The sequence below is a fragment of the Desulfomicrobium apsheronum genome, from assembly GCF_900114115.1.
GTDB classification, from domain to species: domain Bacteria; phylum Desulfobacterota; class Desulfovibrionia; order Desulfovibrionales; family Desulfomicrobiaceae; genus Desulfomicrobium; species Desulfomicrobium apsheronum.
Window position 1 is genome coordinate 179,483 of sequence record NZ_FORX01000001.1, and the last position, 26,791, is coordinate 206,273.

The window sequence follows — 26,791 nt, forward strand, 5'->3', positions numbered from 1 at the left end:
TTTTTACGGCTGCAGAACAAAGGCTCCGGCGGCGTCAACCTTGTACACGCGGTACAGGTCTCCAACGCGGTCACCCTTTTCGTTGAAGGAGATCTTGCCGGTCAGGCCGGAGAAATCCTTCATTTCATTCTTCATGTAGGCGGCCAGTTTTTCGCTGGAGGTGTCCTTGGTCTGGGCAACGGCTTCGGCGATGACGCGGTAGGCGTCGCCGGCCAACACTGCCCATACGGAACCCGGGGCGTTGCCGTAGGCGGCCTTGTAGGCGGTCATGAAATCCTTGGCTTCGGGGGTGTCCAGATCAGCCGGGACAGGGGGGCTCAGGAACATGAAACCCTCGGCGGCCTGGTTGCCCGCGATCTTGACCAGATCGGGGTTGTTGGTCGCGTCGCCGCCGATCATGGGCACGTTCCAGCCCATTTCCGTCTTCTGGCGCAGGAGCATGCCGGCCTCGGGATAGTAGCCGGTGAAGAAGATGACTTCGGGGGCGGCGGATTTGATCTTGGTCAGGATTGCGTTGTAGTCGCGCTCGCCGGGAGTCAGCGCGTCGTAGAAGGCGATGGTCTTGCCGGAGGCTTCAAGCAGGGACTTGGCTTCATCGGCCAGACCCTTGGCGTATGAGGTGTTGTCGTGCAGGATGGCTATCTTGCTGAAACCAAGCTCGCCCAGGGTCTTGGCGGCAACCGTGCCCTGCTCGTCATCGCGGGGGCAGGTGCGGAAGAAAAGAGGCAGGCTCTTTTCGGACAGGCGGATGGCCGTGGAACCGGTGGCGACTTGGAGGATGCCGGACTCGGCATAGATGTTCTGGGAAGCTTCGGTGACGGACGATCCGTAGGTGCCGATAACGGCGGAAATTTCCTTGGTGGTCAGACGGGTTGCGGCCAGGGCTGCCTGACGCGGATCACCGCCGTCGTCTTCGACCACGATCTCGACCTGATTGCCGTTGATTCCGCCAGCTTTGTTGGTCTCGGCGGCCAGCAGTTCAACGATCTGTTTCATGTCCTGACCTTCGCTGGCCCAGGAGCCCGTCAGGGGGCACATGAGGCCGATGCGGATGGTTTCGGCCCAGGCGGAGCCCAGGGTCAACGCCACGAGGGCCAGGGTCAGGAAACCAAGTGTACAAAGTTTTTTCTTCATGAAGTCCTCCTTGAAGGTTGCAGAGCCCTTGGGTTCGCAGGGTGCGAACCGGTTTTAGGTAAGATATGAGACCGGAGAGTCCGGATAACCCCTTTGAGGGACGCATGAAAAACAAGGGATGGAAACGCTAAAGCAGGAATTAATTTGTAAAAAATGTAAAATTTGACTACATGAGAAGCGTTTAAAAATCAATTTTTTTCCAAAAAGAGACAAGTGCTCGCATGTAAAAGTACCTGCATGACGATTGTTCGATTTAAACGCCGCCATTTTAAATTTTATTCAAAATGGCAGCGCGGAGCAAGGTTTTTTGCGCATGTTTGGCTAAACGGCTTCGGCTCCGCCGAATGCGGCATGCGCAAGGTGATCCAAATTTAAAAGAGTATCGATCATATGAATTTGGCGCGCTGTTCCATTGGATAACAAAAAGGCCCGCCATGAACGAGTCTCGGCGGGCCGCAAAGGCAGGGCGGGGCAGAGGCGATCAGATGATCCAGTCGTCGTCCTCTTCGATGGGCGCGAAGCCGCGGCGCATGGTGTTTTCGCAGACCAGTCTCGGGTCCATGAACTGCAACAGGTAGTCCGGGCCGCCTGCCTTGGAGCCTATGCCGGACATGTTGAAACCGCCAAAGGGGTGGCGTTCCACCAGCGCGCCGGTGGAGCCGCGATTGAGGTAGAGGTTGCCGACGTTGAACTGTTCGCGGGCCTTTTCGAGATGTTTGGGGCTGCGCGAGAACACGGCTCCGGTCAGGGAGTAGCGCGTGGAATTGGCCCACTCGATGGCCTGATCGAAGTTTTTGACCTTCATGACCGCAAGGATGGGACCGAAGACCTCTTCCTGGGCGATGCGGTGTTCGGGGGTGATGCCCTCGACGATGGTCAGGGGCGCGTAATACCCGCTGTCCGGGACAGGGCTCGAGTACAGGAGTTTGCCTTCGCTGGTGGCGATGTCTAAGTATTTGAGCACGTTCTGCTGGGCCTTGTCGTCCACCACCGGCCCCATGAAGTAGGTCGGGTCCTCGGCGGGTCCGATGGCCAGAGACTTGGCTCCTTCCACCAGACGTTCGATGAACTTGGCATAGATGGGTTCGACGACGATGACACGGGAACAGGCCGAGCATTTCTGACCCTGGAAGGCGAAGGCCGAGTGCAGGACTTCCTTGATGGCCTCGTCCAGATCGGCGTCGTCATCGATGATGATGGCGTTCTTGCCGCCAAGTTCGGCGATGACTTTCTTGATCTGTTTCTGGCCGGGATGAACCACGGACGCCTTGTTGATGATGCGGTGGCCGACTTCCATGGATCCGGTGAAGGCGATCAGCGCGACGTCGGGATGTTCGACCAGGTAGTCGCCCATGACCGAGCCCCTGCCCGGCACATAGTTGAACACGCCGTCCGGCAGGCCGGCCTTGCGGAAGATTTCGGACAGGGTGAAGCCGACCACGGAGGACGGCCCGGCCGGCTTGTACAGCACGGGGTTCCCGGCGACGATGGCGGCCGAGCTCATGCCGCAGCTGATGGCCAGCGGGAAGTTCCAGGGGGCGATGACGGCCGCGATGCCCTTGGGCTGGTACATGAGCTGGCTCATCTCGCCCGGGGCGCGGCCCATGCGCTGGGGTTTTCCGAAGCGGATCATCTCGCGGGCGTAGTATTCCATGAAATCAATGGCTTCAGCCACATCGGCCTGGGCCTGATCGTACTGCTTGCCCACTTCGAGGGTCTGCCAGGCGCACAGGGTGAAGATCTCCGTGCGCGCGATTTCGGCGGCCTTGAGCAGATATCCGGCCCGTTCCTCGGGAGACAGCGCTTTCCAGGCCGGAGCGGCCTTTTTGGCGGCTTCGATGGCCAGGTCGATTTCCTTGGTGGAAGCCTGGCAGATGGTGCCGATGACTTCGCTCGGATTGGCCGGGTTGACCGACTGCAGCGTGTCGGCCGTGCGCACCTCCTGGCCGCCGATGACCAGCGGATATTCCTTGCCAAGCTGCGTACGCACCACGGCGACGGCATCCACAAAGGCTTGGCGTACTGCCTCCTGGGTGAAATCGGCGAAGGGCTCGTTCTCGAAGCGGGTGAGGCCCTTGACCTCTGGTTTGGCCTCGGGATGGCGCTGGGCCTTTTCCCGTTCGACGGTCACCACCGGATTTTCCATCAGACGTTCCACCTCGGCTTCCTCGGCAAAGGATTGACGCAGGAACGATTCGTTGGCCGTGTTTTCGAGCAGGCGGCGCACCAGATAGGCCATGCCGGGCAGCAGATCGCCATAAGGGGCGTAGAGACGCACGCGTTTAGCCACCTTCATCAGACCTTTGCGCACGGGTTCGGCCATGCCGTAGAGGACCTGGAACTCGTAGCGCTCATCGGGCACGTTCAGGGCCTTGGCAGTCTCCATGACCGCGGCGATGGTGCGGATGTTGTGCGAGGCGCAACCGAAATGGCAGATGTCGTGGTTTTCCAGGATGACCTTTGCCTGGCGTTCATAGGCGGCGTCGCTTTCGGCCTTGATGGTCCAGACCGGGATGTCCCAGCCGTTCTGCTTGGCGATGACGGTCTCGGAATCCCAGTAGGCTCCCTTGACCAGGCGGACGGAGATGGGCAGGCCCTGAGCCCTGGACCAGGCCAGCAGATCGGCCAGATCCTTGTCCGTGTCCTTCAGGTAGGCCTGCAACACGATGCCCAGATGCGGGTAGTCGCGGAATTCCTCGCAGGAGCGCAGGCGGCGGTACACCTCAAGGGTGATGTCCTTGAATTTGTACTGCTCCATGTCGATGCGCATGAAGCCGTTCATTTCCTTGACCTTGCGCAGGATCGCGGCCAGACGCTTCTCGATGCCCCGGACCGAGCCCTCGAAGTCCTTGGGCGATGCCTGGGAGAAGAGCGCCGTGGGTTTGACGGAAATGTTGACCTTGGGCGCATGTCCCCAGTCCAGCTCTCCGCCGCCGAGGGCCGCCCAGGAGGTGTGCTCCTTTTTCAGTGCGTCCAGGAGTTCGATGTATTCGTTCAGATAGGCTTCGGATTCGATCTCGCTGACCGATGCCTCGCCAAGGATGTCCACCGTGAAGGCGAAGCCGTCCTTGCGGATTTTCTTGAGGTTCTTCATGGCGTCGGAGGTGTTCTCGCCGATGATGAACTGCTTGGCCATGCCCTCGATGTTGGAGCGGATGGTCTTGGCCATCAGCCCGGCGGCCAGCTTGCCGCCAAGGCCTGAGCCCATGGCGCCCGCGCCCCATTTCAGGACTTTGGGGACGTCCTGGTCGTCACCGGCGAAATATTCGTCGATGTGCCGGGTCAGGGAATCCGAAGTGTTCAGGTAGGGCAGGACGTCCACAAAGCGGAACAGCTGCACCTTGAAGTTTTCGTTCTTCATGGACCAGTCCATGACCTTGCCGGTCCACCAGCCCTTGTTGAAAATGGAAGGGGCTTCGCCGGAGATGCTGGCAAAAAATTCCTTGCCACGGTCGCTGATCTTTTTGTCCAACACCATACTGTCCATTTTTGACTCCTGGATTTTAGAACTGGTTTATTTTGCGGATTTCCTGGGGTTTTTGCACGCGATGAACTGTAGGGAAAGGGCCTGGGTCTCTTTTAGGGTGTCGAGCACCAGAGTGGTCCGGCTGTCACGGACTCCGGGTATTTCGCCGAACTGTTTCATGAGCTGGGCCAGCGTTTCCGTGCTGCTGACCCGGGCTTTGACCAGATAGTTGTACTCCCCGGCGGTCCAGTGCACTTCCTGCACCTCGTCGATTTCGGCCAGCTTTCTGCCGATCTCCGAGCTGCCGACCGAATCGGAGGTCTTGATCTGAATGAAGGTGGAAAGGGAGATCCCCAGGGCCTTGGGGTTCAGGCGGACTTCGTATTTATCGATGACGCCCTTCTGTTCGAGTTTCTTGACCCGCTCCAGCACGCCGGACGGAGCCATGCCGATCTGGCGGGCCAGTTCGGCATTGGTGATCTTTCCGTTTTCTTGAAGGATATTCAGGATCTCGATATCTGTGCTGTCTAACATTGTTGTTCGCCTCTTAGTTTGGGAATATAATTCTTGATAAGATCTTCGTCAATGAAGATTGCCATAATTGGAGAATTGCGTGTGTCTCTTGGCGGGGGTCTGCATGGACTCCGCCGGACCGGGTGTGAGTCAGCAATCAGTGTCGAATAATATTCGCAAAGAACATCGAAGAAAAGAATAAAAATTGAAAAAAGATAAATTCAAGGTCCGGATCGTAAATTTTTAGCGGAGAAATAAGTGTTACGTATTTGACATGCGCGTTCGGGAGCCGGGGGCGTGGTTGGTCCGGGAGTGAATTTTTCCGTGATTTGGCGGTGATGGATGGGTCTGCGGAGCGTGCGTAACCAGTGTTTGACCTTCCAGTGTACTGTGTTTAATGTACCCGGGCCTCATGAGTGTGGGCAAGACGGCTGTCAGGCCGCCTGCGCTCCTGAAGTGATTTCCAACATATAACCCACCCAATCATCCATGCCCAAGAGAACAGATCTCAAGAAGATAATGCTCATCGGCTCGGGCCCCATCGTCATCGGACAGGCCTGCGAGTTCGACTATTCCGGGACCCAGGCCTTGAAGGCCCTCAAAGAAGAGGGCTACGAGGTCATCCTGGTCAACTCCAACCCGGCGACGATCATGACCGATCCGAACCTGGCCGACCGGACCTACATCGAGCCCATCGAGCCCGAGACCGTAGCCCGCATCATTGAAAAGGAACGCCCCTGCGCCCTTCTTCCGACCCTTGGCGGCCAGACCGGCCTGAACACGGCGGTGGCCGTGGCCGAGAACGGGGTCCTGGAGAAGTACGGCGTGGAGCTGATCGGCGCATCCCTGCCGAGCATCAAGAAAGCCGAGAGCCGTCAGCTTTTCCGCAAGGCCATGGAGAATATCGGCCTCAAGGTTCCAAAGAGCGGCATCGCCCGCACCCTGGACGACGTCCGCGAGTGGGGCGACAAGCTCAAGTTTCCCATCATTGTCCGCCCGGCGTACACCCTCGGCGGCACCGGCGGCGGCGTAGCCTACAACAAGGAAGATCTGGAGTGCATCGCCCAGCAGGGCCTGGCGGCCAGTCTGACCTCAGAGGTCATGCTGGAGGAGTCGCTTCTGGGCTGGAAGGAGTATGAGCTCGAAGTCGTGCGCGACAAGAAGGACAACTGCGTCATCATCTGCTCCATCGAAAACCTTGATCCCATGGGCGTGCACACCGGCGATTCCGTGACCGTGGCCCCGGCCCAGACCCTGACCGATGACGAATATCAGAAAATGCGCGACGCCTCCCTGGCCATCATGCGCGAGATCGGCGTCGAGACCGGCGGTTCCAACGTCCAGTTCGCGCTGAATCCGGCCAACGGCGACATGATGATCATCGAGATGAACCCGCGCGTGTCGCGTTCCTCGGCCCTGGCGTCGAAGGCAACGGGCTTCCCCATCGCCAAGATCGCGGCCAAGCTGGCCATCGGCTACACCCTGGACGAACTGCAGAACGACATCACCCGCGAGACCATGGCCGCCTTCGAGCCGACCATCGACTACGTGGTCATCAAGATTCCCCGTTTCACCTTCGAGAAATTTCCCGGCGCCGAAGATTATCTGACCACGGCCATGAAGAGCGTGGGCGAGACCATGGCCATCGGGCGAACCTTCAAGGAAGCGCTGCAAAAGGGTCTGCGTTCCCTTGAGACCGGCTATCCCGGACTGGGCAAGACCTTCGACGGACAGCTGCCCGACATCGAGGACACCCTGGCCGGACTGCGTAAGCCCAACTCCCGCCGCCTTTATCAGTTGCGCGACGCGTTGCTGTCCGGCATCTCCGAGGAGGACATCTTCGCGGCCTCGGCCATCGATCCCTGGTTCATTCGCCAGTTCAAGGACATCGTCGATTTCGAAGGCGTGCTCAAGAACGCCGGCCTGCAGGGGAATCTGTCCGTGGACAATCCCGATTTCGTGACGGTGCTGCGCGATGCCAAGGCCATGGGTTTTTCGGACCGGCAACTGGCCACGATCTGGAAACGCAGCGAGCGCGACATCCGGTCCATGCGCAAGGACGCGGGCATCATCCCCTCCTACAAGCTGGTCGATACCTGCGCCGCCGAATTCGAGGCCTACACCCCCTACTATTATTCGACCTACGAAACCGAAAACGAGGCCCGCGTCTCGGACAAACGCAAGGTGGTCATCCTCGGTGGCGGCCCCAACCGTATCGGTCAGGGCATCGAGTTCGACTACTGCTGCGTGCATGCCTCCTACGCCCTGCGCGAAATGGGCATCGAATCCATCATGGTCAACTCCAACCCCGAGACTGTCTCGACCGACTACGATACCTCGGACCGTCTCTATTTCGAGCCCCTGACCCGCGAGGACGTGCTGGCCATCATCGAGCAGGAAAAGCCCGAGGGTGTCATCGTGCAGTTCGGCGGGCAGACTCCGCTCAATCTGGCCGTGCCGCTTCTGCGCGAGGGCGTGCCGATCCTGGGCACCTCGCCGGATTCCATCGACCGCGCCGAGGACCGCGAGCGTTTTCAGGCCCTGCTCAAGAAGCTCGACCTCCTGCAGCCCAACAACGGCACCGCCATGAGCATCGAGGAGGCCGTGATCGTGGCCGCCCGCATCGGCTACCCGGTGGTGGTCCGCCCCTCCTATGTGCTGGGCGGCCGGGCCATGGACATCGTCTATGATGAAAAGGACCTGCGCACCTATTTCGACAAGCACGTCACCGTCGTGCCGGATCATCCCATCCTCATCGACAAGTTCCTGGAGAACGCCATCGAGATCGACGTCGACGCCGTCAGTGACGGTGAGGACACCTATGTTGCCGGAATCATGGAGCACATCGAGGAAGCGGGCATTCATTCCGGCGATTCGGCCTGCGTGCTGCCCCCGCACACCGTGGGCAAGATGTGGATTCAGGAGATCGAGCGCCAGACCAAGGCCTTGGCCAAGGAACTGGGCGTGGTCGGACTCATGAACATCCAGTTCGCCCTCAAGGATGAGCAGGTTTACATTCTCGAAGTGAATCCCCGCGCCTCGCGCACCTCCCCCTTTGTTTCCAAGGCCACCGGCGTGCCCCTGGCCAAGCTGGCCACGCGGGTCATGATGGGCGAGAAGCTTGCCGACCTGAAGCCCTGGGACATGCGCAAGGGAGGCTATTACGCGGTCAAGGAGGCGGTCCTGCCGTTCAACCGCTTCCCCGGCGTGGACGCCCTGCTCGGGCCGGAAATGCGCTCCACCGGCGAGGTCATGGGCATCGACCCGTCCCTCGGACTGGCCTTCATGAAGGCCCAGCTCGCGGCCGGACAGTTTCTGCCTGCCTCCGGGTGCGTGTTCATTTCTGTCAACGATCATGACAAGAGCGGGATCATCGTGCCTGCCAAGACCTTCCAGAAGCTCGGCTTCACCATCATGTCCACTCGCGGCACGGCGGCCTTTCTGGCCGGGCACGGGGTCGAGTGCCAGGTGGTGAACAAGGTCTACGAGGGGCGCCCCAACGTCATCGATCACATCAAGAACGGAGACATTCAGCTGGTCATCAACACGTCTTCCGGCAAGCGCACCAAGGAGGACTCCTCGGAGCTCCGCCGGACCACGGTCATGTACGGCCTGCCCTACACGACCAATCTGGCCGCCGCCAAGGCGCTGGCCATGGCCATCAAGGAGCGCAGCACCTCCGGGCTCGACGTGAAATGCCTGCAGGAATATTACAAGGAATCTGGCCGGGATTTCTAACCTCCGGACACCGGAGATCAGGGATTTTGGTGCAAAGCTCAGGGCCAATCGTGGCCCTGGGCTTTTGCGCATTCAAGAACACCTACACGGAACGTGAATCAATATGAAAAAGGAAGCCTGCGGATTATTTGGAATTTACGGACATCCGGAAGCGGCGCGCATGACCTATTTCGGGCTTTATGCCTTGCAGCATCGCGGTCAGGAAAGTGCCGGCATTATCACCTGGGACGGGCAGACCATCCGCGAGCAGCGCGGCATGGGGCTGGTCGCCGACGTGTTCGAGGAGCGTCATCTCGGGCATCAGCTAAAAGGGAGCGTGGCCATGGGCCACATCCGCTATTCCACCACCGGGGCCTCGCTCATCCGCAACGCGCAGCCCTTCAAGGTCACCTACAAGGGCATCAATCTGGCCCTGGCCCACAACGGCAATCTGGTCAACACCATCTCGCTGCGCGAAGAGCTGGAGAATCAGGGCACCATCTTCCAGACCACCATGGACAGTGAAGTGATCATGCATCTGGTGGCCAAGTACATGAACGGCGGCACTCCCGAGGAGGCCATCGCCAAGGCTTGCAGCCGTATCCAGGGCTCCTACAGCCTGCTCTTCATGGTCGATCAGAAGCTCATCGCCGTGCGCGATCCGTGGGGTTTTCGGCCCCTGTCCCTGGGCCGCGTCGGAGATGCCTACGTACTGGCCTCCGAGACCTGCGCCTTTGACCTGCTTGAGGCCGAGTACCTGCGCTGTCTGGACCCGGGCGAGATGCTGGTCATCGAGGACGGCCGGATGATGTCGCACCGCTACATGGAACCCGCCGACAAGCAGAGTTCCTGCATTTTCGAACTCATCTACTTCGCGCGGCCGGACTCCCTGGTTTTCGACCAGGAAGTCTACAACGCCCGCAAGAGCATGGGCAAGATCCTGGCCCAAGAATGCCCGGTTGAAGGCGATTTCGTCATGCCCTTTCCGGATTCGGGGGTGTATGCGGCCGTGGGCTACGCCCAGGAGTCGGGCCTGCCGTTCGAGGCCTGCATGATCAGAAATCATTATGTCGGCCGGACTTTCATTCAGCCGACCCAGGGCATGCGTGACTTTTCGGTTCGCGTGAAGCTCAATCCGGTGAAGTCCATGATCAAGGGCAAGCGCGTGGTCATCGTCGAGGATTCCATCGTGCGCGGTACGACCATCCGCACCCGCGTCAAGCAGCTCCGCGAACTGGGCGCCAAGGAAATCCACATGCGCGTCAGCTGCCCGCCGATTCGCTATCCTTGCTACTACGGCATCGATTTTTCATCCAAGGGCGAGCTCATCGCGGCCAATCATTCCGTGGCCGACATCGGGCGTTATCTGGGGCTGGACAGCCTGCACTACATCACCATCGGCGGACTGCTCAAGGCAGTGCGCGGGCCCGAAAACTTTTGTCTGGCCTGCTTCAACGGAGCCTATCCGGTCCTGCCCGATGGAGGCATCGGCAAACTCTCCCTGGAGTGTTGCTAGATGCCGGGGGCAAGTACGCAGACAGACTGGCTGGCCAAGGCCCGGGAGGTGCTCGACATCGAGACTCGCGGGCTGGTCGCTGTTCGTGACCGTTTGGACGACTCCTTTGTGCGTGCCCTCGGGATCATGGCCGGTTGTTCGGGCCGCGTGGTCATCACGGGGCTCGGCAAGTCCGGTCTGGTCGGGCGCAAGATCGCCGCGACCCTGAGCAGCACCGGCACGCCGTCCTTTTTTCTGCATCCGGTGGAGGGCGCGCACGGAGATCTGGGCATGATTCGTCACGAAGACGTCATCGTGGCCATCTCCAATTCCGGCGAGACCGATGAGCTGAACAACATCCTGCCCAGCCTCAAAAGCCTGGCCGGGCATGTCATCTCCCTGACCGGGGGTGCGCATTCGACCATGGCCCGGCTGTCCGACGTGGTCATCGACACCTCGGTGCCTTGCGAGGCCTGCCCGCACGGGCTTGCCCCCACGGCCAGCACCACGGCCACCCTGGCCGTGGGAGACGCCCTGGCGGTCTGCCTCATCGAGTGGAAGTCCTTTGCTTTGGACGACTTTCGTCGTTTTCATCCCGGGGGAGCCCTGGGCCAGCGCCTGACCCGAAAGGTCGAAGAGCTGATGCGTTCCTCCCAGTTGCCCGTGGTGCCAAGCGGGGCGTCCCTGGGACAGGCCCTTGAGGTGCTCAACGCGGGTCGTCTGGGCTGCGTGTGCGTGCTGGACGCAGGGGGGCATCTGCTGGGCCTTTTGACCGACGGCGATGTGCGCCGCCTCGTCTGCGCGAACCGGTTGATTCTGGACGACGTGATCGATTCGGTCATGACCGCGTCGCCCCTGCACGCCACCTGCGGACAGAAAGCCGCCGAAGTCCTCGATATCATGGAGTCCCGGGCCATTACCGTGCTGCCCGTGGTCGCCCCCGACCAGACCCTGGCAGGCATGGTGCACATGCATGACGTGCTGGGGCAGGGCCGGGTCAAGTTTTCGCGTTCCTGAAAAGAGGGACGCTTCTTTTCACACACATTTTTTCCAAACAAATATGAACGATACATCCATTATACATCCAGATGTCTGCGGCCGCTGCGCTGCCAGGGGCAGGACGTGCTGCACGGTCACCAGCGGGGACGAGGAATTCTGTTTTCCCATCTCCATTCCAGAAATGAACGCCATTCGCGGTGCCGGACAGGGCGGGGAAGATTCCTTTGTGCTCGTCCCCAACACACCCGGCTTTGTCGAGCAGCTCGGTTTTCTCATGCCGGAGCGCGACATCGCGGCCGCATTCCCCCGGCAGGGCTCGCATTGGCGGCTGGCCACGACTCCGCAAGGCGAATGCACCTTTCTGGGGCACGACGGATGCGTTCTGGATCGGAGCGTGCGGCCGATCTACTGCCGACTTTTTCCGCTGTGGCAATTTCACGGCCAGCTGACCTGGTTCACCGCCGCCGAATGTCTGGCCAACGAGGAATGCGCCTCTCTTGCGACCATGATCGAGGCCATGAATACAAGCAGCGCCGAAGTCAGGGCCCTGTTTGGCGAAATGTGCTCGAAGCTGGGGCTTGAGCCGGACGCGAAGGTGAAGTCATGAAAGTTCTGAAGATATTCCTGGTGCTTGTTGTGCTGGGCGTGTTTCTTGCCGCCGGCGCGGGAATTGGTCTCTATTACTGGGCCCAGGAGGATTTGCCCGGATTCACGAAGCTCAGTGACTATTCTCCGGCCCTGGCTACGACGGTCCGGGCCCGGGATGGCCGGATTCTCGGTTATTTCTACCGCGAAAAGAGGTTTCTCATTCCCCTGTCGATGATGAGCCCGATCACGGTCAAAGCCTTTCTGGCGGCCGAGGATTCCGGATTCTATCAGCACGAGGGCGTGGATCTGCCGGGAATTTTCCGGGCGGCCGTGAAGAACTTCATTGCCGGGGGCATCGTCCAGGGCGGCAGCACCATCACCCAGCAGGTCATCAAGTCCATGCTGCTCACACCCGAGCGCAGCTACGAACGCAAGCTCAAGGAAGTCATCCTGGCCTATCGCCTGGAGAAATATCTGAGCAAGGACGAGATCCTGACAATTTATCTCAATCAGATCTACCTTGGCGCCAAGGCCTACGGAGTGGAGGCGGCCGCGCGGGAATATTTCGGCGTGAACGCCTCCCAGCTGAGCCTTGCCCAGGGCGCATTGCTGGCCGGCCTGCCCAAGGCTCCGTCGCGCTATTCGCCCTACGGCAATCCCGAGCGGGCCAGGGAGCGTCAGCTCTATGTCCTCGCCCGGCTGAGGGATCTGGGCTGGATCGACCGCGGCGAATACGAAGCCGCCGTGAACGAACCCCTCATTTACGGGGCGCAGGAAGATCCGTCCTGGAAAGTGGGCCCCTACTATCTTGAGGAAGTGCGACGACAGCTGGTCGATAGCTATGGCGAGGACATGGTTTACGGCGGAGGCCTGCAGGTGCGCACGGCCATGGACATGGACCACCAGGTCGTTGCCGATCAGGCCCTTCGGGCTGGTTTGGTCGAAACCGCCAAGCGTCACGGCTGGCAGGGGCCGGTCAGGCATATCGACGAGGGCGAGTACGAGGAATTTCTTGGCGCCCGCAAGGACGTCGAGTCCGAGCCCGGAGACTGGATGCAGGTCCTGGTCACCGGCGTGGAAAAGGCCGGGGCGAAGGTGCGCTTCGGCACCAAGTCGGGCATCGTTTCCGTGGCGTCCATGAGCTGGGCCCGAGTGCCCAATCCCAAGCTGGCTCCGGAAGAGGCGGGCAAGGTCGGCGACGCCCGCAAGGTGCTCAAACCCGGAGACGTGATCTGGGTCTCGGTGGAGGAGGTTTCACAGGACAAGCCCTGGAAGCTCAAGCTCGAACAGGAGCCCAAGGTTGAAGGCGCGCTTGTGTCCATCGATCCCCGCAGCGGTGAGGTGCTTGCGCTCTGCGGCGGGTACGATTTCTTCCGCAGCCAGTTCAACCGGGCGACCCAGGCGCTGCGCCAGCCCGGCTCGGCCTTCAAACCCATCGTCTATTCGGCGGCGCTGGACAACGGGTTCACTGCGGCCAGCATCGTCCTGGACGCTCCCATCGTCTATCAGGACGGAAGCGGGGAGATGTGGAAGCCCGAAAACTTTGAGGGCATATTCTACGGACCGACACTCCTGCGCACGGCCCTGGTCAAATCCCGCAACCTGGTCACCATCCGCGTGGCCCAGCAGGTCGGCATCCAGAAAATCGTCGAGCGCGGCAAGGCCCTGGGGCTGAACGGAATCATGGAGCCCAATCTTTCCCTGGCCCTGGGGTCGGGGCAGTTCTCTCCGCTCAATCTGTGCCAGGCGTATACGGCGTTTCCCCGTGGCGGGACCAGCATCAAGCCCAGGCTGATCGAAAGCGTGGTCTCGCCCTGGGGCGAACAGCTCTTTTTGGCCAAGGAAGAAGTGGCCGAGGCCATCTCCCCGGAAACAGCCTATATCATTTCCCATCTGCTGCAGCAGGTCGTGCAGTACGGAACGGGCGCGCGTGCCAAGGTTCTGGGACGCCCGGTCGCGGGCAAGACCGGCACCACCAACGACGAGCAGGATGCCTGGTTCATGGGTTTCTCCCCCTATCTGCTGACCGGGGTCTGGGTAGGCTACGATCAGGTCAAGCCCATGGGCAAGTACGAGACCGGTGCCCGGGCCGCCCTGCCTATCTGGATCGACTATCGCAGCAAGGTCGAACCCGGCTACCCGGTTCAGGACTTCCAGGCTCCCCCCGGCATCGTCATGGCCCGGGTGGACGCACGTACCGGCCGCTTGGCAGGTCCCGGTGCGAGCGAGGCCTACATGCTGCCCTTCGCGAACGGCACGGAGCCTTTGCCGAGCGCGGGCCTCGATGAGCTTGACGCCGATCCGGGCTCGTCCAATGCTGGCGGGGAAAGTCTGCTCAAGCAGATCTTCTAGAGGTTTTTGTTTCATGCCGCGTGATTTCGCCCGGCCCTGTCGCACGGGGCCGGAAAGATGCCTCTTGCCTGTTTGTTCATGGCATGGCGCGGAGGAAATGCGTGGCCGTCAACCCGTCTTTTTTGCACAGAACGGAAATCCATGACCATCCTTCAAGAAATAAAGAGCGTCCTGTGGCGTTCGGGGCGCATCAGCCTTGAACTCTACAAGATCATGGTCCCCATCATCATCGTGGTCAAAATCCTGCAGGAGCTGGGGCTTGTGGTCTGGCTCGCCCGGCCGCTGGCTCCGGTCATGCAGATGGTTGGGCTACCCGGGGAGATGGGGCTCGTCTGGGCCACGGCACTGGTCAGCAACATTTACGGAAGCATGATCGTTTTCGTGTCCCTGGCCGGAGAGCATCCTCTGAGCGTGGCGCAGGTCACCGTGCTTGGGGTCATGATCCTGATCGCCCACGGTCTCCCGGTGGAGCTGCAGATCGTGCGCAAGTCGGGTCCGCGCATGGGCTTTCAGGCATTGCTGCGCATCGGCGGCGCCCTGATGCTGGGCTGGCTTCTGTCCCGGATCTACGCCTGGGGAGGATGGCTGCAGGAGACCAACGTCCTGCTCTGGCAACCTCAGCCGGAAAGCACGGACCTTCTGGTCTGGGGACTTGGACAGCTGCAGAATCTGGCCATGGTTTTTGTCATCATCGTGGCCCTCAGCGCGATCATGCGCGTGTTCACGGCCATCGGACTTACGAGTCTGTGCGTGCGGCTGCTGGCTCCGCTCCTGCGCGTACTCGGCATCGGTTCCGAGGCCGGAACCCTGACCATCGTGGGCATGATCATGGGGCTGGCCTACGGCGGGGGCATGATCATGCACGAGGCGCATTCGGGCAAGGTTGGCTCCAAGGACATCTTTTCGTCCTTGAGCCTCATGGGCCTGTCTCATTCGGTGTTCGAGGACACCCTGCTCATGGTCGTCATCGGAGGGCATGTCTCCGGGCTGCTCTGGGCGCGGATCATCTTCACCCTTGTGGTCATCGCGCTTCTGGTGCGCGTGGTCGCATGGCTTGGGGATGACTTTTTCCATCGGCATCTGTTCAAGCCCGTCGAGGTCTATTCCAAGCCCGAGCCCTGCTGTCCAGGCGCCATCGTGCCGGACAGGAAATGAACTTGCGGATCTCTTCTTCACAGCAAATCAAGGCGTATCGACCATGAACCATGCCAAGCGTCTTCAAGGACTGAAAAATCTCATGCAGGAGCAGGACATCGATGCCCTGCTCGTGGTCCATCCGGCCAACCGTTTTTATCTGTCGGGCTTCGAACTGCATGACGGGCAATGTAACGAAAGCTCGGGCTGCCTGCTGATCCGCCTGGACGGACCGGACTGGCTGCTGACCGATGCCCGTTTCACGGAGGAGGCCCGGCGGCACTGGCCAGGCGAACATGTGCATGTGTACGGGGCGCCGCGCGTCGAAAAGATAGCCCGGTTCGTGAAGAGCCTTGGCGTTAGCGAACTGTGGGTTGAAACCCATGCCATGTGCGCGGGCATGTATCTGGAGCTGGCCGGGATGCTGGCCTTGCGCCAGGCCCCGCGCTTGGTGGAAAAGCTGCGCACGGTCAAGGATGGCGAGGAACTGGCAAGGCTCAGGGCCTCCTGCGCATTGAACCACCGGGTTTACGAGGCCCTTCGGCCGAAGCTGGTGCCCGGCGTTACGGAACGGGAAGTGGCCTGGATGCTGGAGAAGGAATTCCGGGAAGGGGGAGCCGAGAGCCTCAGTTTCGCGCCCATTGTCGGGTTCGGTCCCAACGGAGCCTTGCCGCACGCCACGCCCGCAGATGCCCGCCTTGTGGCGCAGACTCCGGTTCTGATCGACATGGGTGGACGGCTGGATGGTTACTGCTCGGATCAGACCCGTACATGGTGGATCGGGGACGAGCCCACGGACGAGTTCAAGCGCACCCTTGCCCTGGTGCAGGAAGCCCAGTCCCTGGCCATCGCCAGAGTCGCTCCGGGGGTTGGCACCGATGAGTTGCACGCCACGGCCAGGGAGTTTTTCGCGCGGCACGGGGTGGCCGAGCATTTCACGCATTCCCTTGGGCACGGCATCGGCCTTGAAACGCACGAGGCTCCGGGAGTCGGCCCTGTTCGTCCTACGGTGCTCAGGCCCGGCATGGTCATCACCGTGGAGCCGGGTCTGTATTATCCGCAGTGGGGTGGAGTGCGCTGGGAACATATGGTCGTGGTCACCGAGGACGGTCATGAAGTGCTCTGAGCCGTCATCACCGGTACCGCGCAAGTCTCGGCCCCGAAAGCCCCGCAAGGAGAAGAACCCCGCGCCGGCGTGCCTTAACAGCAGGGTCCTTTACGCCGAGGTGCCCCGCAACCGGATCGCCCTCTATCGCTTTCTGCTCGAAGGCTACGACAACCTGGCCATCATGAGCGTGGTCGATCGCTACCGGGCCGTGATCAAGCTGCGCTTCACGCCCGGCGCGGAGCGGACTCTGCGCGAAGTGCTTGTGGGCCAGGGCGCGAAAATCATCGAACCGCCGGGATGCTCAGCCGGCTAGGCCGAAAAAGCCTCTCGCGTTGTCGCCGCAGCGCGCCCACAATTCATGCGGATTTTCGCCGCGAAGCAGGGCGATTTCTAGGGCCGTGAAGCCCAGCAGGGCGGGTTCGTTGCGTTTGCCCCGGTAGGGCTCAGGGGAGAGGTAGGGGGCGTCGGTTTCAAGGAGCAACCTGTCCGCCGGGATGATCCGGACCGCTTCGCGCAGGGCTTCGGATTTGGCGTATGTGACCGTGCCGGGCACGGAGAGGTGCCAGCCGCGCCGGAGCAGTTTTTCCGCCCATTCCGGCCCAAGACCGAAGCAGTGCCAGAGCAGGGGCCGACCGCCAAGACCCATTTCATCCAGGATTTCCAGGCAGTCGTCCTCGGCGTCGCGGCAGTGGATGACCACGCGCTGATCAAGCTCCAGGGCCAGTTCCAGCTGGCGGCGGAACCACAGCTGCTGCGTTTCGCGGGGGGAGAAGTCGTAGAAGTAGTCAAGGCCGATCTCGCCTACCGCGCGTAGCCTGTGATCGGTCGAGAACGCCTGGCGCATGTCTGCAAGATCGGCGTCCGTCATTTTCGCGGCTTCGTGCGGGTGCACTCCGAGCAGGAAAAAAACATCGTCGTGACGCTCGAAAAGGGCCCGTCCTTCGCGGTAGGCCGCAGGGCCCAGAAAGACGTTGCCCACGGTGCGCACACCGCAGGCCAGGGCCCGCGCCAGAACCGCGTCCACGTCATTGTCCCGGCCGTCAAGATGGGCATGGCTGTCCGCTCCCACTGGGGGTAGCCCCAGGGTTTCGGGAAGCTGCCGCTCTTTCTTTTTGCTCATCGTTATTTCTCGCGCACGCCCTGGTCCCACTTTTCAACGGCGATGGCTTCGTCGATGAGCATGACCGGAATTTCCTCGCGCACAGGGTAGACGACGCCGCAGGAAGCGCATTTGAGACCTTCTTCCTGACCGATGAGTTCCAGGTCGCCCTTGCATTTGGGGCAGGCCAGAATTTGCAGAAGTTCCTTGTTCAGGGCCATGTTTCCTCCACATGATGAATGGTAAGATGTTGAAGAGGGGCTTATCCTGAACGAAAACGCGTTACAAGCGGACAGATGCCACCCGGTCCTTGAGTTTTCAAACCAATGCGATACAACCGCTCCCATGATGCATGGCAATAAAACACTCTCCGGGGGACCGGTGCTGCTCTTCGATGTGGGCAACACCAACGTGAAGCTTTGTCTGGCGGACGAAAACGGCCTTGGCCGGACCTATTCGCTGCCCTCCACCAACCGGGAGACTTCCGATTCCCTGGGCCTTTGCATCGCAGGAATCTGCGCCCGCGAGGGCGTGGCCGAGGGCGAGGTGCAGGCCTGGGTGCTGTCGTCCGTGGTGCCGCCCATGAACAGCCTGCTGAAGGCCGCCTGCGCGGATTTTTTTTCCTGTCCGGCCCTGTTCGTGCCCGGTGACATCGCGCTGCCGCTCGAAAACCGCTACGCCAGACCGCAGGAAGTCGGCGCGGACCGTCTACTGGGCGGTTTCGCGGCGCGGACCCTTTTTGACGACGAGACGCTCATTGTCGTCGATTTTGGCACGGCCACGACGTTCGACTGCGTGCAGGGCAACTCCTATTTGGGCGGGCTCATCTGTCCGGGTGTGCTCAGTTCGGTCACGGCGCTGGGCACCCAGACCGCCAAGCTGCCCCAGATCAGCCTGGAACCGGGCAGCGCGGACCTGGACATCGGCACCAGCACCCGGCAGAGTCTCAATCACGGCGTGCTCTTTGGCTTCGCGGCCATGCTGGAGGGGCTGACCGCGCGGCTCAAGAAACGTCTGGCCGCTCCCGACGCCCGCGTCATCGCCACGGGCGGTTTTGCCCCGCACTTGGCGGCCATCACCTCATGCATCGACAATCTGGCCCCGGACCTGCTCATGCAGGGCCTTTTGGCCGCATATTTTCAGAAACATTCACCAAGGAACGCAAGGGAGCAATCATGAGCACCATCACAGGTATTTGGGCCCGGGAGATTCTGGATTCCAGGGGCAACCCCACCGTTGAAGTGGAAGTCACCCTCGAATCGGGCGCCACGGGCCGCGCCGCCGTGCCTTCAGGCGCATCCACGGGCACGCGTGAAGCCCTCGAACTGCGCGACGGCGACGCCGACCGCTTTGGCGGCAAGGGCGTTGAGCAGGCCGTGCGCAACGTCATGGAAGAGATCGCCTCCGAGATCATCGGCCTTGAAGCCATCCGCCAGGTGGAAGTGGATCAGGCCCTCATCGAGCTGGACGGCACCGAGAACAAGTCTCGCCTGGGCGCCAACGCCATGCTCGGCGTGTCCATGGCCACGGCCAAGGCCGCCGCGGAATTTCTGGGCCTGCCGCTCTACAAATACATCGGCGGCATCAACGCCAAGGTCTTGCCCGCGCCCATGATGAACATCATCAACGGCGGAGCGCACGCGGCCAACAACCTGGACATCCAGGAGTTCATGATCCTGCCGCTCGGCGCGGCCAGCTTCAAGGAAGCCCTGCGCATGGGTGCCGAGACCTTTCACACCCTGAAGAAGATCCTGCACAAGGATGGCCTGGCCACCTCCGTCGGCGACGAGGGCGGATTTGCTCCCAATTTCGCCAGTCACGAGCAGGCTTTCACATACATCATGAAGGCCATCGAGGAAGCCGGATACGAGCCCGGTAGCCAGATCGCCCTGGCCATCGACGCCGCCGCCTCGGAATTCTACAAGGACGGCAAGTACCATTTCGTCGGTGAGAACAAGATCCTGACCGCGCGTGAACTGACCGACTACTACGCCGATCTGGCCGGAAAATTCCCGCTGGTGTCCATCGAGGACGGCCTGGCCGAAGCGGACTGGGACGGCTGGGAAGTTCTCTCCGACGTGCTGGGCGACCGCCTGCAGCTGGTCGGCGACGACATTTTCGTCACCAACCCGGCCCTTTTGGCCGACGGCATCATGCGCGGCGTGGGCAACGCCATCCTCATCAAGCTCAACCAGATCGGTACGCTGACCGAGACCATGGACTGCATCGAAATGGCCAAGGAAGCCTCTTTCGCCACGGTCATCTCCCATCGCTCCGGCGAGACCGAGGACAGCTTCATCGCTGACCTGTCCGTGGCCGTGAACGCCGGGCAGATCAAGACCGGCTCCCTGTGCCGCTCCGACCGCATGGCCAAGTACAACCAGCTGCTGCGCATCGAGGAAGACCTGGATTCGCAGGGCGTCTATTTTGGACCGGCCATGGCCGCCAACTGGTTTGACGAAGAATAACAACCCCTATGGCGCACTTCGGTGCGCCTTTTTTATTTTCAGCCGAGGACAACATGCAAATCATCGACGGAAAAAAGACGGCCGCCATCATCCGTCAGGAACTCAAGGATCAGGTCGCGGTGCTGACGGCAAGGCATGGGCGGGCGCCGGGCCTTGCCGTGATCCTGGTCGGCGGCGATCCCGCCTCGCAGGTCTATGTCCGCAACAAGGAGCGGGCTTGCGAGGACGTGGGCATCATCTCCAAGGGCTTTCGCCTGCCGGAGGATATTCCGCAGGCGCAGCTGGAAGACACGATCATGTTCCTGAACAGCGACCCCGCCATTGACGGATTGCTGTTGCAGCTGCCCCTGCCCAAGGGCCTGGACAGCCAGCGCTGCCTTGACCTGATCAGCCCTTCCAAGGACGTGGACGGCTTCCATCCCGTGAACATGGGCCGCCTGGCGCTGGGCCTGCCCTGTCTGCGCTCCTGCACGCCGGCGGGAATCATGACCCTCATGGAGCGCCACGGCATAGACGTGTCCGGAAAGAAGGCGGTGGTCATCGGACGCAGCAACATTGTAGGCAAGCCTTTGGCGCTCATGCTGCTGCAGAAGAACGCGACGGTTACGGTCTGTCATTCCCGGACCCGGAACATCGCCGCCGAGGTGTGCAGCGCCGATATCGTCCTGGCCGCCGTGGGCATTCCCAAGTTCGTGACGCGCGACATGGTCAAGCCTGGAGCCGTGGTCATCGACGTGGGCATCAACAGGACCGAGCTTGGCCTGGTCGGGGATTGTGATTTTGAAGGGTTGCAGGACGTGGCTTCGGCCATGACTCCGGTGCCCGGCGGAGTGGGCCCCATGACCATCGCCCAGCTCCTGGTCAACACGGTCGAAGCCTACGTGGAACACATGGGCTAAAGGCCTCGTAAAACAGCAAAGGGGCCGTTTTGGCCCCTTCCCCGAATTTTCTTTTTCCCGCCGCCAATCCTACTCGATGATGATCCCTGCGTAGCCCACCACTCTGGACACGTCTCCGTTCACGTCCGCCGATGTGGCGTAGGCCACCAGCTCCGCTTTTTTCGCGCCCTGGATGTTGGCCAGGTGCATGCCGAGGGTCATGGGCAGCACGCCGCACATGGAGATGTTCTCCTCCCGCACCTTGCCGTAAAAACCCATGGGGTCCAGGGCCAGGATGCGGTCCAGCGCGTGCCGGTCGATGACGCGGGTTTTTTCGTCGGACGCGAAGTGGTTCATGTCCGAGCTGACCACGACGGATACTTCCCGGCCGAGCTTCGCGAGCACTTCGGCGATCTTGGTCGCCGCGCCACCGAGCTTGTGCGGCCTGGGGTCGCCCACTGCGATGGGGATGATGCGCATTTCCGGGTTCTTGGCCCATAGAAAGGGCAGGATGACTTCGAGGGAGTGCTCCTGAAGATGGGCCACGCGGTCGGCGGTCAAGGCCGGTTCCGCCGCCAGAAGTGCGGCGGCCAGTTCGGCGTCAACGTCCATGGCGGCGCCGGGCAGCAGCCATTTGCCGTCCGGCCATACGGCCATGGGCGCGCCCATGCCGGTGTGGTTGGGGCCAAGCAGGATCACTGTATCCGTCAATTTGGCCCGGGCCAGGGTCTGCCCCGCGACGCCGCCTGAAAAGACGTGTCCGGCATGGGGGACCATGGCCAGTTTGGTGGTTTTCTCATTCTCTTTTTCACCGCGCATGCACGCCTGCACGGTTGCCAGCCACTGGTCCTGACGTCCGGCATAAAACTGGCCCGCGACAACGGGCTCGCGATCAAAACTCATGTCTGCCTCCTAGCGAAATTTTCGTACTTCCCTTTCGATCCGTGTCCCTTCGAGTTCTGCGGCAGCCATACGACCATGCAGGGAGTTTGGGAAGAGTTCCTTGAGGCGGTTCAAGTTTTCCCGCCATTTGTCCGTTTCCGAGTTCTTCTTGAAGAGCAGGGCCTTGCGATAGGTGTGCGCGGGCCAGTCCGCGTCATTCTCGTCAACATAGCCGTCGTACTCCAGGGTCCAGGCCAGCGCGTCCTGGGCGCGGCCGCTTTTCTCGGCGGCCTGGATCAGGAGTTCCAAGGTTTCCTTGAGCTTCGGGATGTCGCTTTTCTCCTTCTGCAGCAGCGTCAGGGCTTCCTGTCCAAGGATGGTGGCCTGTTCAAGCCGTCCTGCGCCCAGCGCGTCCCGGCCCAGGAAATAGTGGGCGTAACCACGCTGCGTGTCGGTCAGGCCCATGTCGGTGGCCAGCTTGGTCCACAGCGGTCCGGCACTGGCGGACTGCTCCAGTTTTTCATGGGCCAGGGCCGTCGCGTAATCCACCTGTCGCTGCCGCTCCTGTCCCAGATTCCAGGATTCGACCTTTTTGGACAGTTCCAGGATGTCCCGCCATTTTTGCAGCTCCACCTGCATGGCCAGGGTCACCTCCAGGCCGGGCTCGGAAAATTCTCCCCTGGGGGCGGAGCCGAAAACGAACGGCCTGGCCATGTCCAGAGCTTCCTGGGAGCGGCCGGTCTGCATGAGGGCCGTGGCCACGATCAGCCTGATTCGAGGGTCCACGTCGCGGTCCTGATACATGTTTTCGTGCGCGCCCCAGTGCAGCACCGCACCATTGAAATCCTCAAGCTCAAGATCGTTGGTGAGCCAGTCCCGAAGCGCCGTGTCCGCCACTTCCCGAGCCTTGGGCAGCAGTTCGTGCTCCGGATGCTCGTCCTGAAACCGACGGATTTCCTCCAGGCTCGCGTCATACTTCTTGTTCCAGAGGTGCCACATGGCCAGCTTGAGCCGTGCCACGGGAGCCAGCGGGCTGTCCGCATGTTCCAGGATGCTGTTGTAGATCTGCTCGGGATTCGATTCGGGGCGGCTGAATACGGGATTCATGTCCGCGATGCTCGGCTGGTCGAGAACGCCTTCCTCGGCCAGGCGCATCTTGGCGATGAGGCCGCCTTCCCTGGCCGGGTAGGCCTCGGAAGTGCGGTGATATATCTCGCGGGCCGCTTCGGGATTGTTTTCCTTGAGGAGGATGTCGCCGATACGGGCCATGGCCACGTCCACATCCGGGGCGTCCGGGACGATGTTGGCATAGGCCCAGAAATAGTCCTTGGCCCGGGCCGGATTGCCGCTGAGCATGGCGGCATACCCGGCGGACATCAGAAAGGACGGGTCGCTCAGGTAATAGCTTGGCCAACGTTTTTCAATGTTGTCCACTACTTGAAGGGCTTTTTCGAAATATCCCAGCCCCGTGAATGCCCTGAGCAGTCCGACCGTGCTCGGCTGCACGGCCAGGCTCATGGGAAAGTTCTGGATCGCGTATTGGAAGTGCTCGGCGGCCCGGCTGTATTCCTTGAGCCGTAGGTAGTGTTCGCCCCAGTAATAGTCGATCATGGCCACCCGGCGATCGTCCGGGTATTTCCTGCGCAGGAAGTCGAAGTAGCCTTTGGCTTCGGGCACGTTGCCCACGAAGAGGTGAAGGTATCCGATGCGAGAGATGGCCTCGGGCACATTGCGTGAATTAAGGTTCGAGTTCTTGGCGGTCTCGTAGGCTTCCAGGATCGAGGCGAAATTGCCCTCAAGGTCCGCAAGCCCTTCCTTCATGGTGATGTCGGCCAAGGTGTAGAGCAATTCTTCGTACAGCGTTTCGGAAATTTTGGGGTGCTCGATCATGTTTGTCACCGCTGTGCGCGCCGTAGCCAGGTCGCCTACGATCAAGGCGGTTTGAGCGGTTTTGTACAATTCCTCAAGCTCGGCCGTGCTGTTGTCCTCGGCGCTGCCGGAGATGTCCGATGCGTTCACGGTCTGGTTTGTCTGGGAATCCGTGGGCTCCGGCTCGAGTATTGTTTCGGGCGCAATGATGGCGGACGGTGTGGGCGATTGCGCCATATCGGCATTCTCGTTGCCGGGTTTTTGGGTGGTCGTGGCGGGGGCAGGTTCCGGAGGCGTGATGTCGGACTGGACCGTGTCCGGGAGTTCGCCAGTTTGATTGACCTCCGGCGTGTCCGGACCCGTGACCAGGGGCTGCGTCGCGTTTTGCCCGGGTGCCGTTGTGTTGGAAGGCAGGGACGCAGGCGGGAGTTGTTCCGAAGCGCCTGCGTCCGTCTTCGCCTCGTCAGCGGAAGACGTTTGCGGGGTTTGGCCGGGAGGCGTCGCGGCGCGATCGATGGGGCGGCGGACTACGGACTGCGGAGGCTCCTGCGCCATCGGATCCGGCGGATCCTGACCAGGACGCACTATTTTGCTGCGCACGGAGGCCAGCCCCGAAAGTGACGAATCTTCCGCGAGCAAATCTTCCTGATTGACGCCGGTGGCATTTTCCGGGCTTGCCTCCGCTGACGAGTTCGATGCTGCCTGCGCTTCGGGACCTGCGTCTTGAGCTGTGTCTTCCTCGGTCAGGGCTTGATCCTGGGGCGGGGAAGTCTCCGCGCTGGCGTTGGTATCGGTGGCGTTGCCCCCGCCTTTGGGCGTGGGCGAGGCTGGTTCAGGTTTTTCGGACTCGGGGGGCGCGGGAGGATACAGCTCGATGGAGAGTTCCTTGCGTTTGGAATCCGAGGAAGAGGATAAAATGAAGTCGCTCGACCGCGTTTGAATGAAGACGCCGTCCGGGCTGATCAGGACCTCTTGGACAAGCTTGGAGGAAGAGAAATCGGGGATTGTCGGTTTGCGTTCACTTTGCCAGAAACTCCACGGGATGGAGATCTGAACCTGAGCCAGGCCACGCTGCCTTGGCTCCGCAATGGGCAGGACACTGTCGAACTTGAAGACAAGTTCTTCGCCATTTGGCAGCTTGTTCCACGTCAAAACCGCGCCATGGGCGGCGTGCAATGGTATCAGGCCCAGAATGGCCGGGACGAGGAGCCAGATCAGGCTGGCAAGGGGGCGTGTGCGCACGGGCTGCTGTAAGCAAGAATTGGGCACATTGTTACAACATGTTCTTTTTTTTGAGCTTCTCAATAAGCGTGGTCCGCTTGATGCCCAAAACTTCGGCGGCCTTGTTCTTGACTCCGTCAACTTCCCCCAGTGCTTCGCTCAAGAGCCGCTCTTCGACCTGGTCCAGGAATTCCTTCAGGCCCAGCTGCTGGTCCCGCAAGTCTTGGAGTTCGGGCCAGCGGAAGCCCGCATCCATCGTCGGCATGGGGCGCTTTGGCACCTCGACGCCGGTTTCACGCAGGATTTTGTCGGGCAGGTCAACGATTCCGATGTGGTCGGCATCACACAAGATGGACATGCGTTCCATGAAATTTTCCAGCTCGCGCACGTTGCCGGGCCAGGAATAACGGGCCAGGATCTCTCGTGCGTCCTCGGCCATTTCGAGAACGCAGTTACGGCGATTCACGCAGAAGTGCTTCAGGAAATGGTGCGCCAGGACCAGCACGTCCCCGCCGCGTTCGCGCAGGGGGGGCAGGGTGATGGGGATGACGTTCAGGCGGTAGAAGAGATCTTCGCGGAAGGTGCCCTTGCGGACTTCCTCTTCCAGATCACGGTTGGTCGCCGCGACCACGCGCACGTCGGCCTTGATGGTCTTGCCGCCTCCGACCCGCTCGAACTCCCGCTCCTGCAGAACGCGCAGGATCTTGACCTGCAGGGAGAGATCCATCTCTCCGATTTCATCCAGGAACACCGTGCCGCCATTCGCCATTTCGAAGCGGCCTATTTTGGTCCGGATGGCATGCGTGAAAGCGCCTTTTTCATGCCCGAAGAGTTCCGATTCCAGCAACTCGCGCGGGATGGCCCCGCAGTTGATGGGCACGAAGGGCTTGTCCGCCCGGCCGCTGTTGCGATGCAGGGCGCGCACAAGGAGTTCCTTGCCGGTTCCGGATTCTCCCGTGACCAGGACCGTGCTGTCCGAAGGGGCCACTTTGGCGAGGATCCGAAATACCTCTTGCAAGGCGGAACTCTTTCCAATTATTCCACACGTATCAAATGACATGGCCTCTCCTGGAACGTTGATGAGCTTCAACGCTGTTCTGATACTGCCTAACTGTCAAGATTATGACGGAAAAGCAACTCCAAAAATGCATCATCTCTTGAAATTTCCCCCCCGAAGCCGTAGCGCCGTCTTTGTCGCTCGCGAGAAACGTTTTCTGGTTCACGTGCTCCTGGACGGCCGACCGGTGACTGTGCACACCAACAATTCCGGATCCATGCTCGGCCTGTTGCGTCCCGGCATGGAGGTGTTCATTTCCCCTGCCGAGTCCCCGAAGCGAAAGCTGCCCTACACCCTTGAGCTGGTCCGGCCATGCGGCGATTGGATCGGGGTCAATACGTCAACTCCCAACCGGCTGCTCAAAAGGGCCTGGGAGACGGCGGCCATGCCGGAGCTTCGCGGTTATCCAGAGTTCACACCCGAGGCGGTGCACGGGGATTCCCGCCTCGACGCCAGGCTGTCCGGGCCATCCGGAGAATTCTGGATCGAGGCCAAGAACGTGACCATGGTCGAGGATGGGGTGGCCTGCTTTCCGGACGCGGTCACGGAGCGCGGGCAGAAGCATCTGCTCGAACTCATGAATCTGGCCCAGAGCGGCGTGCGGGTGGGCGTCTTTCTGGCGGTACAGCGTCCCGACGGCGGATGCTTCGGACCGGCGGATTTCATAGATCCGCGCTTTGCCGAGCTTTTTTGGATGGCCGTGGGCAAGGGCGTGGAGTTTTTGCCCCACGTCGTGCACGCAAGCCCTGAGGGCATCGCCCTTGGAGCCCGCTTGCCGCTTGTTTCCCGAAATTCAACCCAATCTGGATAA

At 61.0% G+C, this 26,791-nt stretch carries 20 protein-coding genes; 12 read left to right on the plus strand and 8 right to left on the minus strand.

The window, feature by feature from the left end:
• Positions 1–3: 3 nt before the first annotated feature.
• The 3 genes from BMZ40_RS00785 to BMZ40_RS00795 form a co-directional block, all read right to left on the minus strand.
• Positions 4–1,134, minus strand: coding sequence for a branched-chain amino acid ABC transporter substrate-binding protein (locus tag BMZ40_RS00785; RefSeq protein ID WP_092372245.1), 1,131 nt, complete (start codon positions 1,132–1,134; stop codon positions 4–6).
• Positions 1,135–1,615: 481 nt separating this feature from the next.
• Positions 1,616–4,621 carry an L-glutamate gamma-semialdehyde dehydrogenase gene (gene pruA / locus BMZ40_RS00790; protein WP_092372246.1) on the minus strand — a complete coding sequence of 1,002 codons (3,006 nt, stop codon included), beginning with the start codon at positions 4,619–4,621 and terminating at the stop codon, positions 1,616–1,618.
• A 27-nt stretch (positions 4,622–4,648) separates the two neighbouring features.
• The gene (locus tag BMZ40_RS00795; RefSeq protein WP_092372247.1) at positions 4,649–5,134 is read right to left on the minus strand and encodes an Lrp/AsnC family transcriptional regulator; all 486 of its coding nucleotides are present in this window, start codon (positions 5,132–5,134) and stop codon (positions 4,649–4,651) included.
• Positions 5,135–5,602: 468 nt separating this feature from the next.
• Between BMZ40_RS00795 and carB the strand changes: the two genes are divergently transcribed.
• From carB to BMZ40_RS00835, 8 genes are all read left to right on the plus strand, one after another.
• Positions 5,603–8,851, plus strand: coding sequence for a carbamoyl-phosphate synthase large subunit (gene carB / locus BMZ40_RS00800; protein WP_092372248.1), 3,249 nt, complete (start codon positions 5,603–5,605; stop codon positions 8,849–8,851).
• A gap of 103 nt (positions 8,852–8,954) precedes the next feature.
• Positions 8,955–10,346, plus strand: a complete 1,392-nt coding sequence (purF, locus tag BMZ40_RS00805) for an amidophosphoribosyltransferase (RefSeq protein ID WP_092372249.1) — start codon at positions 8,955–8,957, stop codon at positions 10,344–10,346.
• Entirely contained in the window at positions 10,347–11,342 is a 996-nt protein-coding gene (locus BMZ40_RS00810; protein ID WP_092372250.1) for a KpsF/GutQ family sugar-phosphate isomerase, read from the plus strand. It abuts the gene before it with no gap.
• Between the two features lie 43 nt (positions 11,343–11,385).
• A complete protein-coding gene (locus BMZ40_RS00815; protein WP_143075496.1) occupies positions 11,386–11,931 on the plus strand; it encodes a zinc/iron-chelating domain-containing protein in 546 nt (181 codons plus the stop codon).
• A complete protein-coding gene (locus tag BMZ40_RS00820; RefSeq protein ID WP_092372252.1) occupies positions 11,928–14,264 on the plus strand; it encodes a penicillin-binding protein 1A in 2,337 nt (778 codons plus the stop codon). The genes BMZ40_RS00815 and BMZ40_RS00820 overlap by 4 nt, the downstream gene beginning before the upstream one ends.
• 141 nt (positions 14,265–14,405) lie before the next feature.
• The gene (locus tag BMZ40_RS00825; RefSeq protein ID WP_092372253.1) at positions 14,406–15,419 is read left to right on the plus strand and encodes a nucleoside recognition domain-containing protein; all 1,014 of its coding nucleotides are present in this window, start codon (positions 14,406–14,408) and stop codon (positions 15,417–15,419) included.
• Positions 15,420–15,462: 43 nt separating this feature from the next.
• Positions 15,463–16,524, plus strand: coding sequence for a M24 family metallopeptidase (locus BMZ40_RS00830; protein ID WP_092372254.1), 1,062 nt, complete (start codon positions 15,463–15,465; stop codon positions 16,522–16,524).
• Positions 16,511–16,819, plus strand: coding sequence for a DUF4911 domain-containing protein (locus BMZ40_RS00835; RefSeq protein WP_092372255.1), 309 nt, complete (start codon positions 16,511–16,513; stop codon positions 16,817–16,819). The genes BMZ40_RS00830 and BMZ40_RS00835 overlap by 14 nt, the downstream gene beginning before the upstream one ends.
• Here BMZ40_RS00835 and BMZ40_RS00840 read toward each other — a convergent pair.
• Together BMZ40_RS00840 and BMZ40_RS00845 are read right to left on the minus strand one after the other, a co-directional pair.
• A complete protein-coding gene (locus BMZ40_RS00840) occupies positions 16,808–17,626 on the minus strand; it encodes a TatD family hydrolase (protein ID WP_092372256.1) in 819 nt (272 codons plus the stop codon). The two genes, BMZ40_RS00835 and BMZ40_RS00840, sit on opposite strands and share 12 nt — an antisense overlap.
• A gap of 2 nt (positions 17,627–17,628) precedes the next feature.
• Positions 17,629–17,826 (minus strand): Trm112 family protein, encoded by a 198-nt coding sequence (locus BMZ40_RS00845; protein WP_092372257.1) that lies wholly within the window; start codon positions 17,824–17,826, stop codon positions 17,629–17,631.
• Between the two features lie 124 nt (positions 17,827–17,950).
• Between BMZ40_RS00845 and BMZ40_RS00850 the strand changes: the two genes are divergently transcribed.
• The 3 genes from BMZ40_RS00850 to folD are packed head-to-tail and all read left to right on the plus strand — an operon-like array spanning position 17,951 to position 20,972.
• A complete protein-coding gene (locus BMZ40_RS00850) occupies positions 17,951–18,784 on the plus strand; it encodes a type III pantothenate kinase (protein ID WP_245750989.1) in 834 nt (277 codons plus the stop codon).
• Positions 18,781–20,073, plus strand: coding sequence for a phosphopyruvate hydratase (gene eno / locus BMZ40_RS00855; protein ID WP_092372258.1), 1,293 nt, complete (start codon positions 18,781–18,783; stop codon positions 20,071–20,073). The genes BMZ40_RS00850 and eno overlap by 4 nt, the downstream gene beginning before the upstream one ends.
• Positions 20,074–20,126: 53 nt before the next feature.
• Positions 20,127–20,972, plus strand: a complete 846-nt coding sequence (gene folD / locus BMZ40_RS00860) for a bifunctional methylenetetrahydrofolate dehydrogenase/methenyltetrahydrofolate cyclohydrolase FolD (protein ID WP_092190234.1) — start codon at positions 20,127–20,129, stop codon at positions 20,970–20,972.
• 69 nt (positions 20,973–21,041) lie between these two features.
• Here folD and amrB read toward each other — a convergent pair whose 3' ends face one another.
• Genes amrB through BMZ40_RS00875 form a run of 3 tightly spaced genes read right to left on the minus strand, consistent with a single transcriptional unit; the run spans position 21,042 to position 25,983 of the window.
• Positions 21,042–21,854 carry an AmmeMemoRadiSam system protein B gene (amrB, locus tag BMZ40_RS00865; protein ID WP_092372259.1) on the minus strand — a complete coding sequence of 271 codons (813 nt, stop codon included), beginning with the start codon at positions 21,852–21,854 and terminating at the stop codon, positions 21,042–21,044.
• A gap of 9 nt (positions 21,855–21,863) precedes the next feature.
• A complete protein-coding gene (locus tag BMZ40_RS00870) occupies positions 21,864–24,944 on the minus strand; it encodes a tetratricopeptide repeat protein (protein WP_092372260.1) in 3,081 nt (1,026 codons plus the stop codon).
• Positions 24,945–24,975: 31 nt separating this feature from the next.
• On the minus strand, positions 24,976–25,983 hold the full coding sequence (locus BMZ40_RS00875; RefSeq protein ID WP_092372261.1) for a sigma-54 interaction domain-containing protein: 1,008 nt from the start codon (positions 25,981–25,983) through the stop codon (positions 24,976–24,978).
• An 85-nt stretch (positions 25,984–26,068) separates the two neighbouring features.
• On the opposite strand from BMZ40_RS00875, the gene sfsA reads away from it, so the two are divergent.
• Positions 26,069–26,791 (plus strand): DNA/RNA nuclease SfsA, encoded by a 723-nt coding sequence (gene sfsA, locus BMZ40_RS00880; RefSeq protein WP_092372262.1) that lies wholly within the window; start codon positions 26,069–26,071, stop codon positions 26,789–26,791.

Excerpts from the sequence above, each read along its gene's own strand:
- pruA (WP_092372246.1), bottom strand. The coding sequence starts at position 4,621 with ATGGACAGTATGGTGTTGGACAAAAAGATCAGCGACCGTGGCAAGGAA.
- folD (WP_092190234.1), top strand. The coding sequence starts at position 20,127 with ATGCAAATCATCGACGGAAAAAAGACGGCCGCCATCATCCGTCAGGAA.
- BMZ40_RS00795 (WP_092372247.1), bottom strand. The coding sequence starts at position 5,134 with ATGTTAGACAGCACAGATATCGAGATCCTGAATATCCTTCAAGAAAAC.
- BMZ40_RS00845 (WP_092372257.1), bottom strand. The coding sequence starts at position 17,826 with ATGGCCCTGAACAAGGAACTTCTGCAAATTCTGGCCTGCCCCAAATGC.
- BMZ40_RS00825 (WP_092372253.1), top strand. The coding sequence starts at position 14,406 with ATGACCATCCTTCAAGAAATAAAGAGCGTCCTGTGGCGTTCGGGGCGC.
- eno (WP_092372258.1), top strand. The coding sequence starts at position 18,781 with ATGAGCACCATCACAGGTATTTGGGCCCGGGAGATTCTGGATTCCAGG.
- BMZ40_RS00815 (WP_143075496.1), top strand. The coding sequence starts at position 11,386 with ATGAACGATACATCCATTATACATCCAGATGTCTGCGGCCGCTGCGCT.
- purF (WP_092372249.1), top strand. The coding sequence starts at position 8,955 with ATGAAAAAGGAAGCCTGCGGATTATTTGGAATTTACGGACATCCGGAA.
- carB (WP_092372248.1), top strand. The coding sequence starts at position 5,603 with ATGCCCAAGAGAACAGATCTCAAGAAGATAATGCTCATCGGCTCGGGC.
- BMZ40_RS00830 (WP_092372254.1), top strand. The coding sequence starts at position 15,463 with ATGAACCATGCCAAGCGTCTTCAAGGACTGAAAAATCTCATGCAGGAG.
- BMZ40_RS00875 (WP_092372261.1), bottom strand. The coding sequence starts at position 25,983 with ATGTCATTTGATACGTGTGGAATAATTGGAAAGAGTTCCGCCTTGCAA.
- BMZ40_RS00820 (WP_092372252.1), top strand. The coding sequence starts at position 11,928 with ATGAAAGTTCTGAAGATATTCCTGGTGCTTGTTGTGCTGGGCGTGTTT.
- BMZ40_RS00785 (WP_092372245.1), bottom strand. The coding sequence starts at position 1,134 with ATGAAGAAAAAACTTTGTACACTTGGTTTCCTGACCCTGGCCCTCGTG.
- sfsA (WP_092372262.1), top strand. The coding sequence starts at position 26,069 with ATGCATCATCTCTTGAAATTTCCCCCCCGAAGCCGTAGCGCCGTCTTT.
- amrB (WP_092372259.1), bottom strand. The coding sequence starts at position 21,854 with ATGAGTTTTGATCGCGAGCCCGTTGTCGCGGGCCAGTTTTATGCCGGA.
- BMZ40_RS00850 (WP_245750989.1), top strand. The coding sequence starts at position 17,951 with ATGATGCATGGCAATAAAACACTCTCCGGGGGACCGGTGCTGCTCTTC.
- BMZ40_RS00810 (WP_092372250.1), top strand. The coding sequence starts at position 10,347 with ATGCCGGGGGCAAGTACGCAGACAGACTGGCTGGCCAAGGCCCGGGAG.
- BMZ40_RS00840 (WP_092372256.1), bottom strand. The coding sequence starts at position 17,626 with ATGAGCAAAAAGAAAGAGCGGCAGCTTCCCGAAACCCTGGGGCTACCC.
- BMZ40_RS00835 (WP_092372255.1), top strand. The coding sequence starts at position 16,511 with ATGAAGTGCTCTGAGCCGTCATCACCGGTACCGCGCAAGTCTCGGCCC.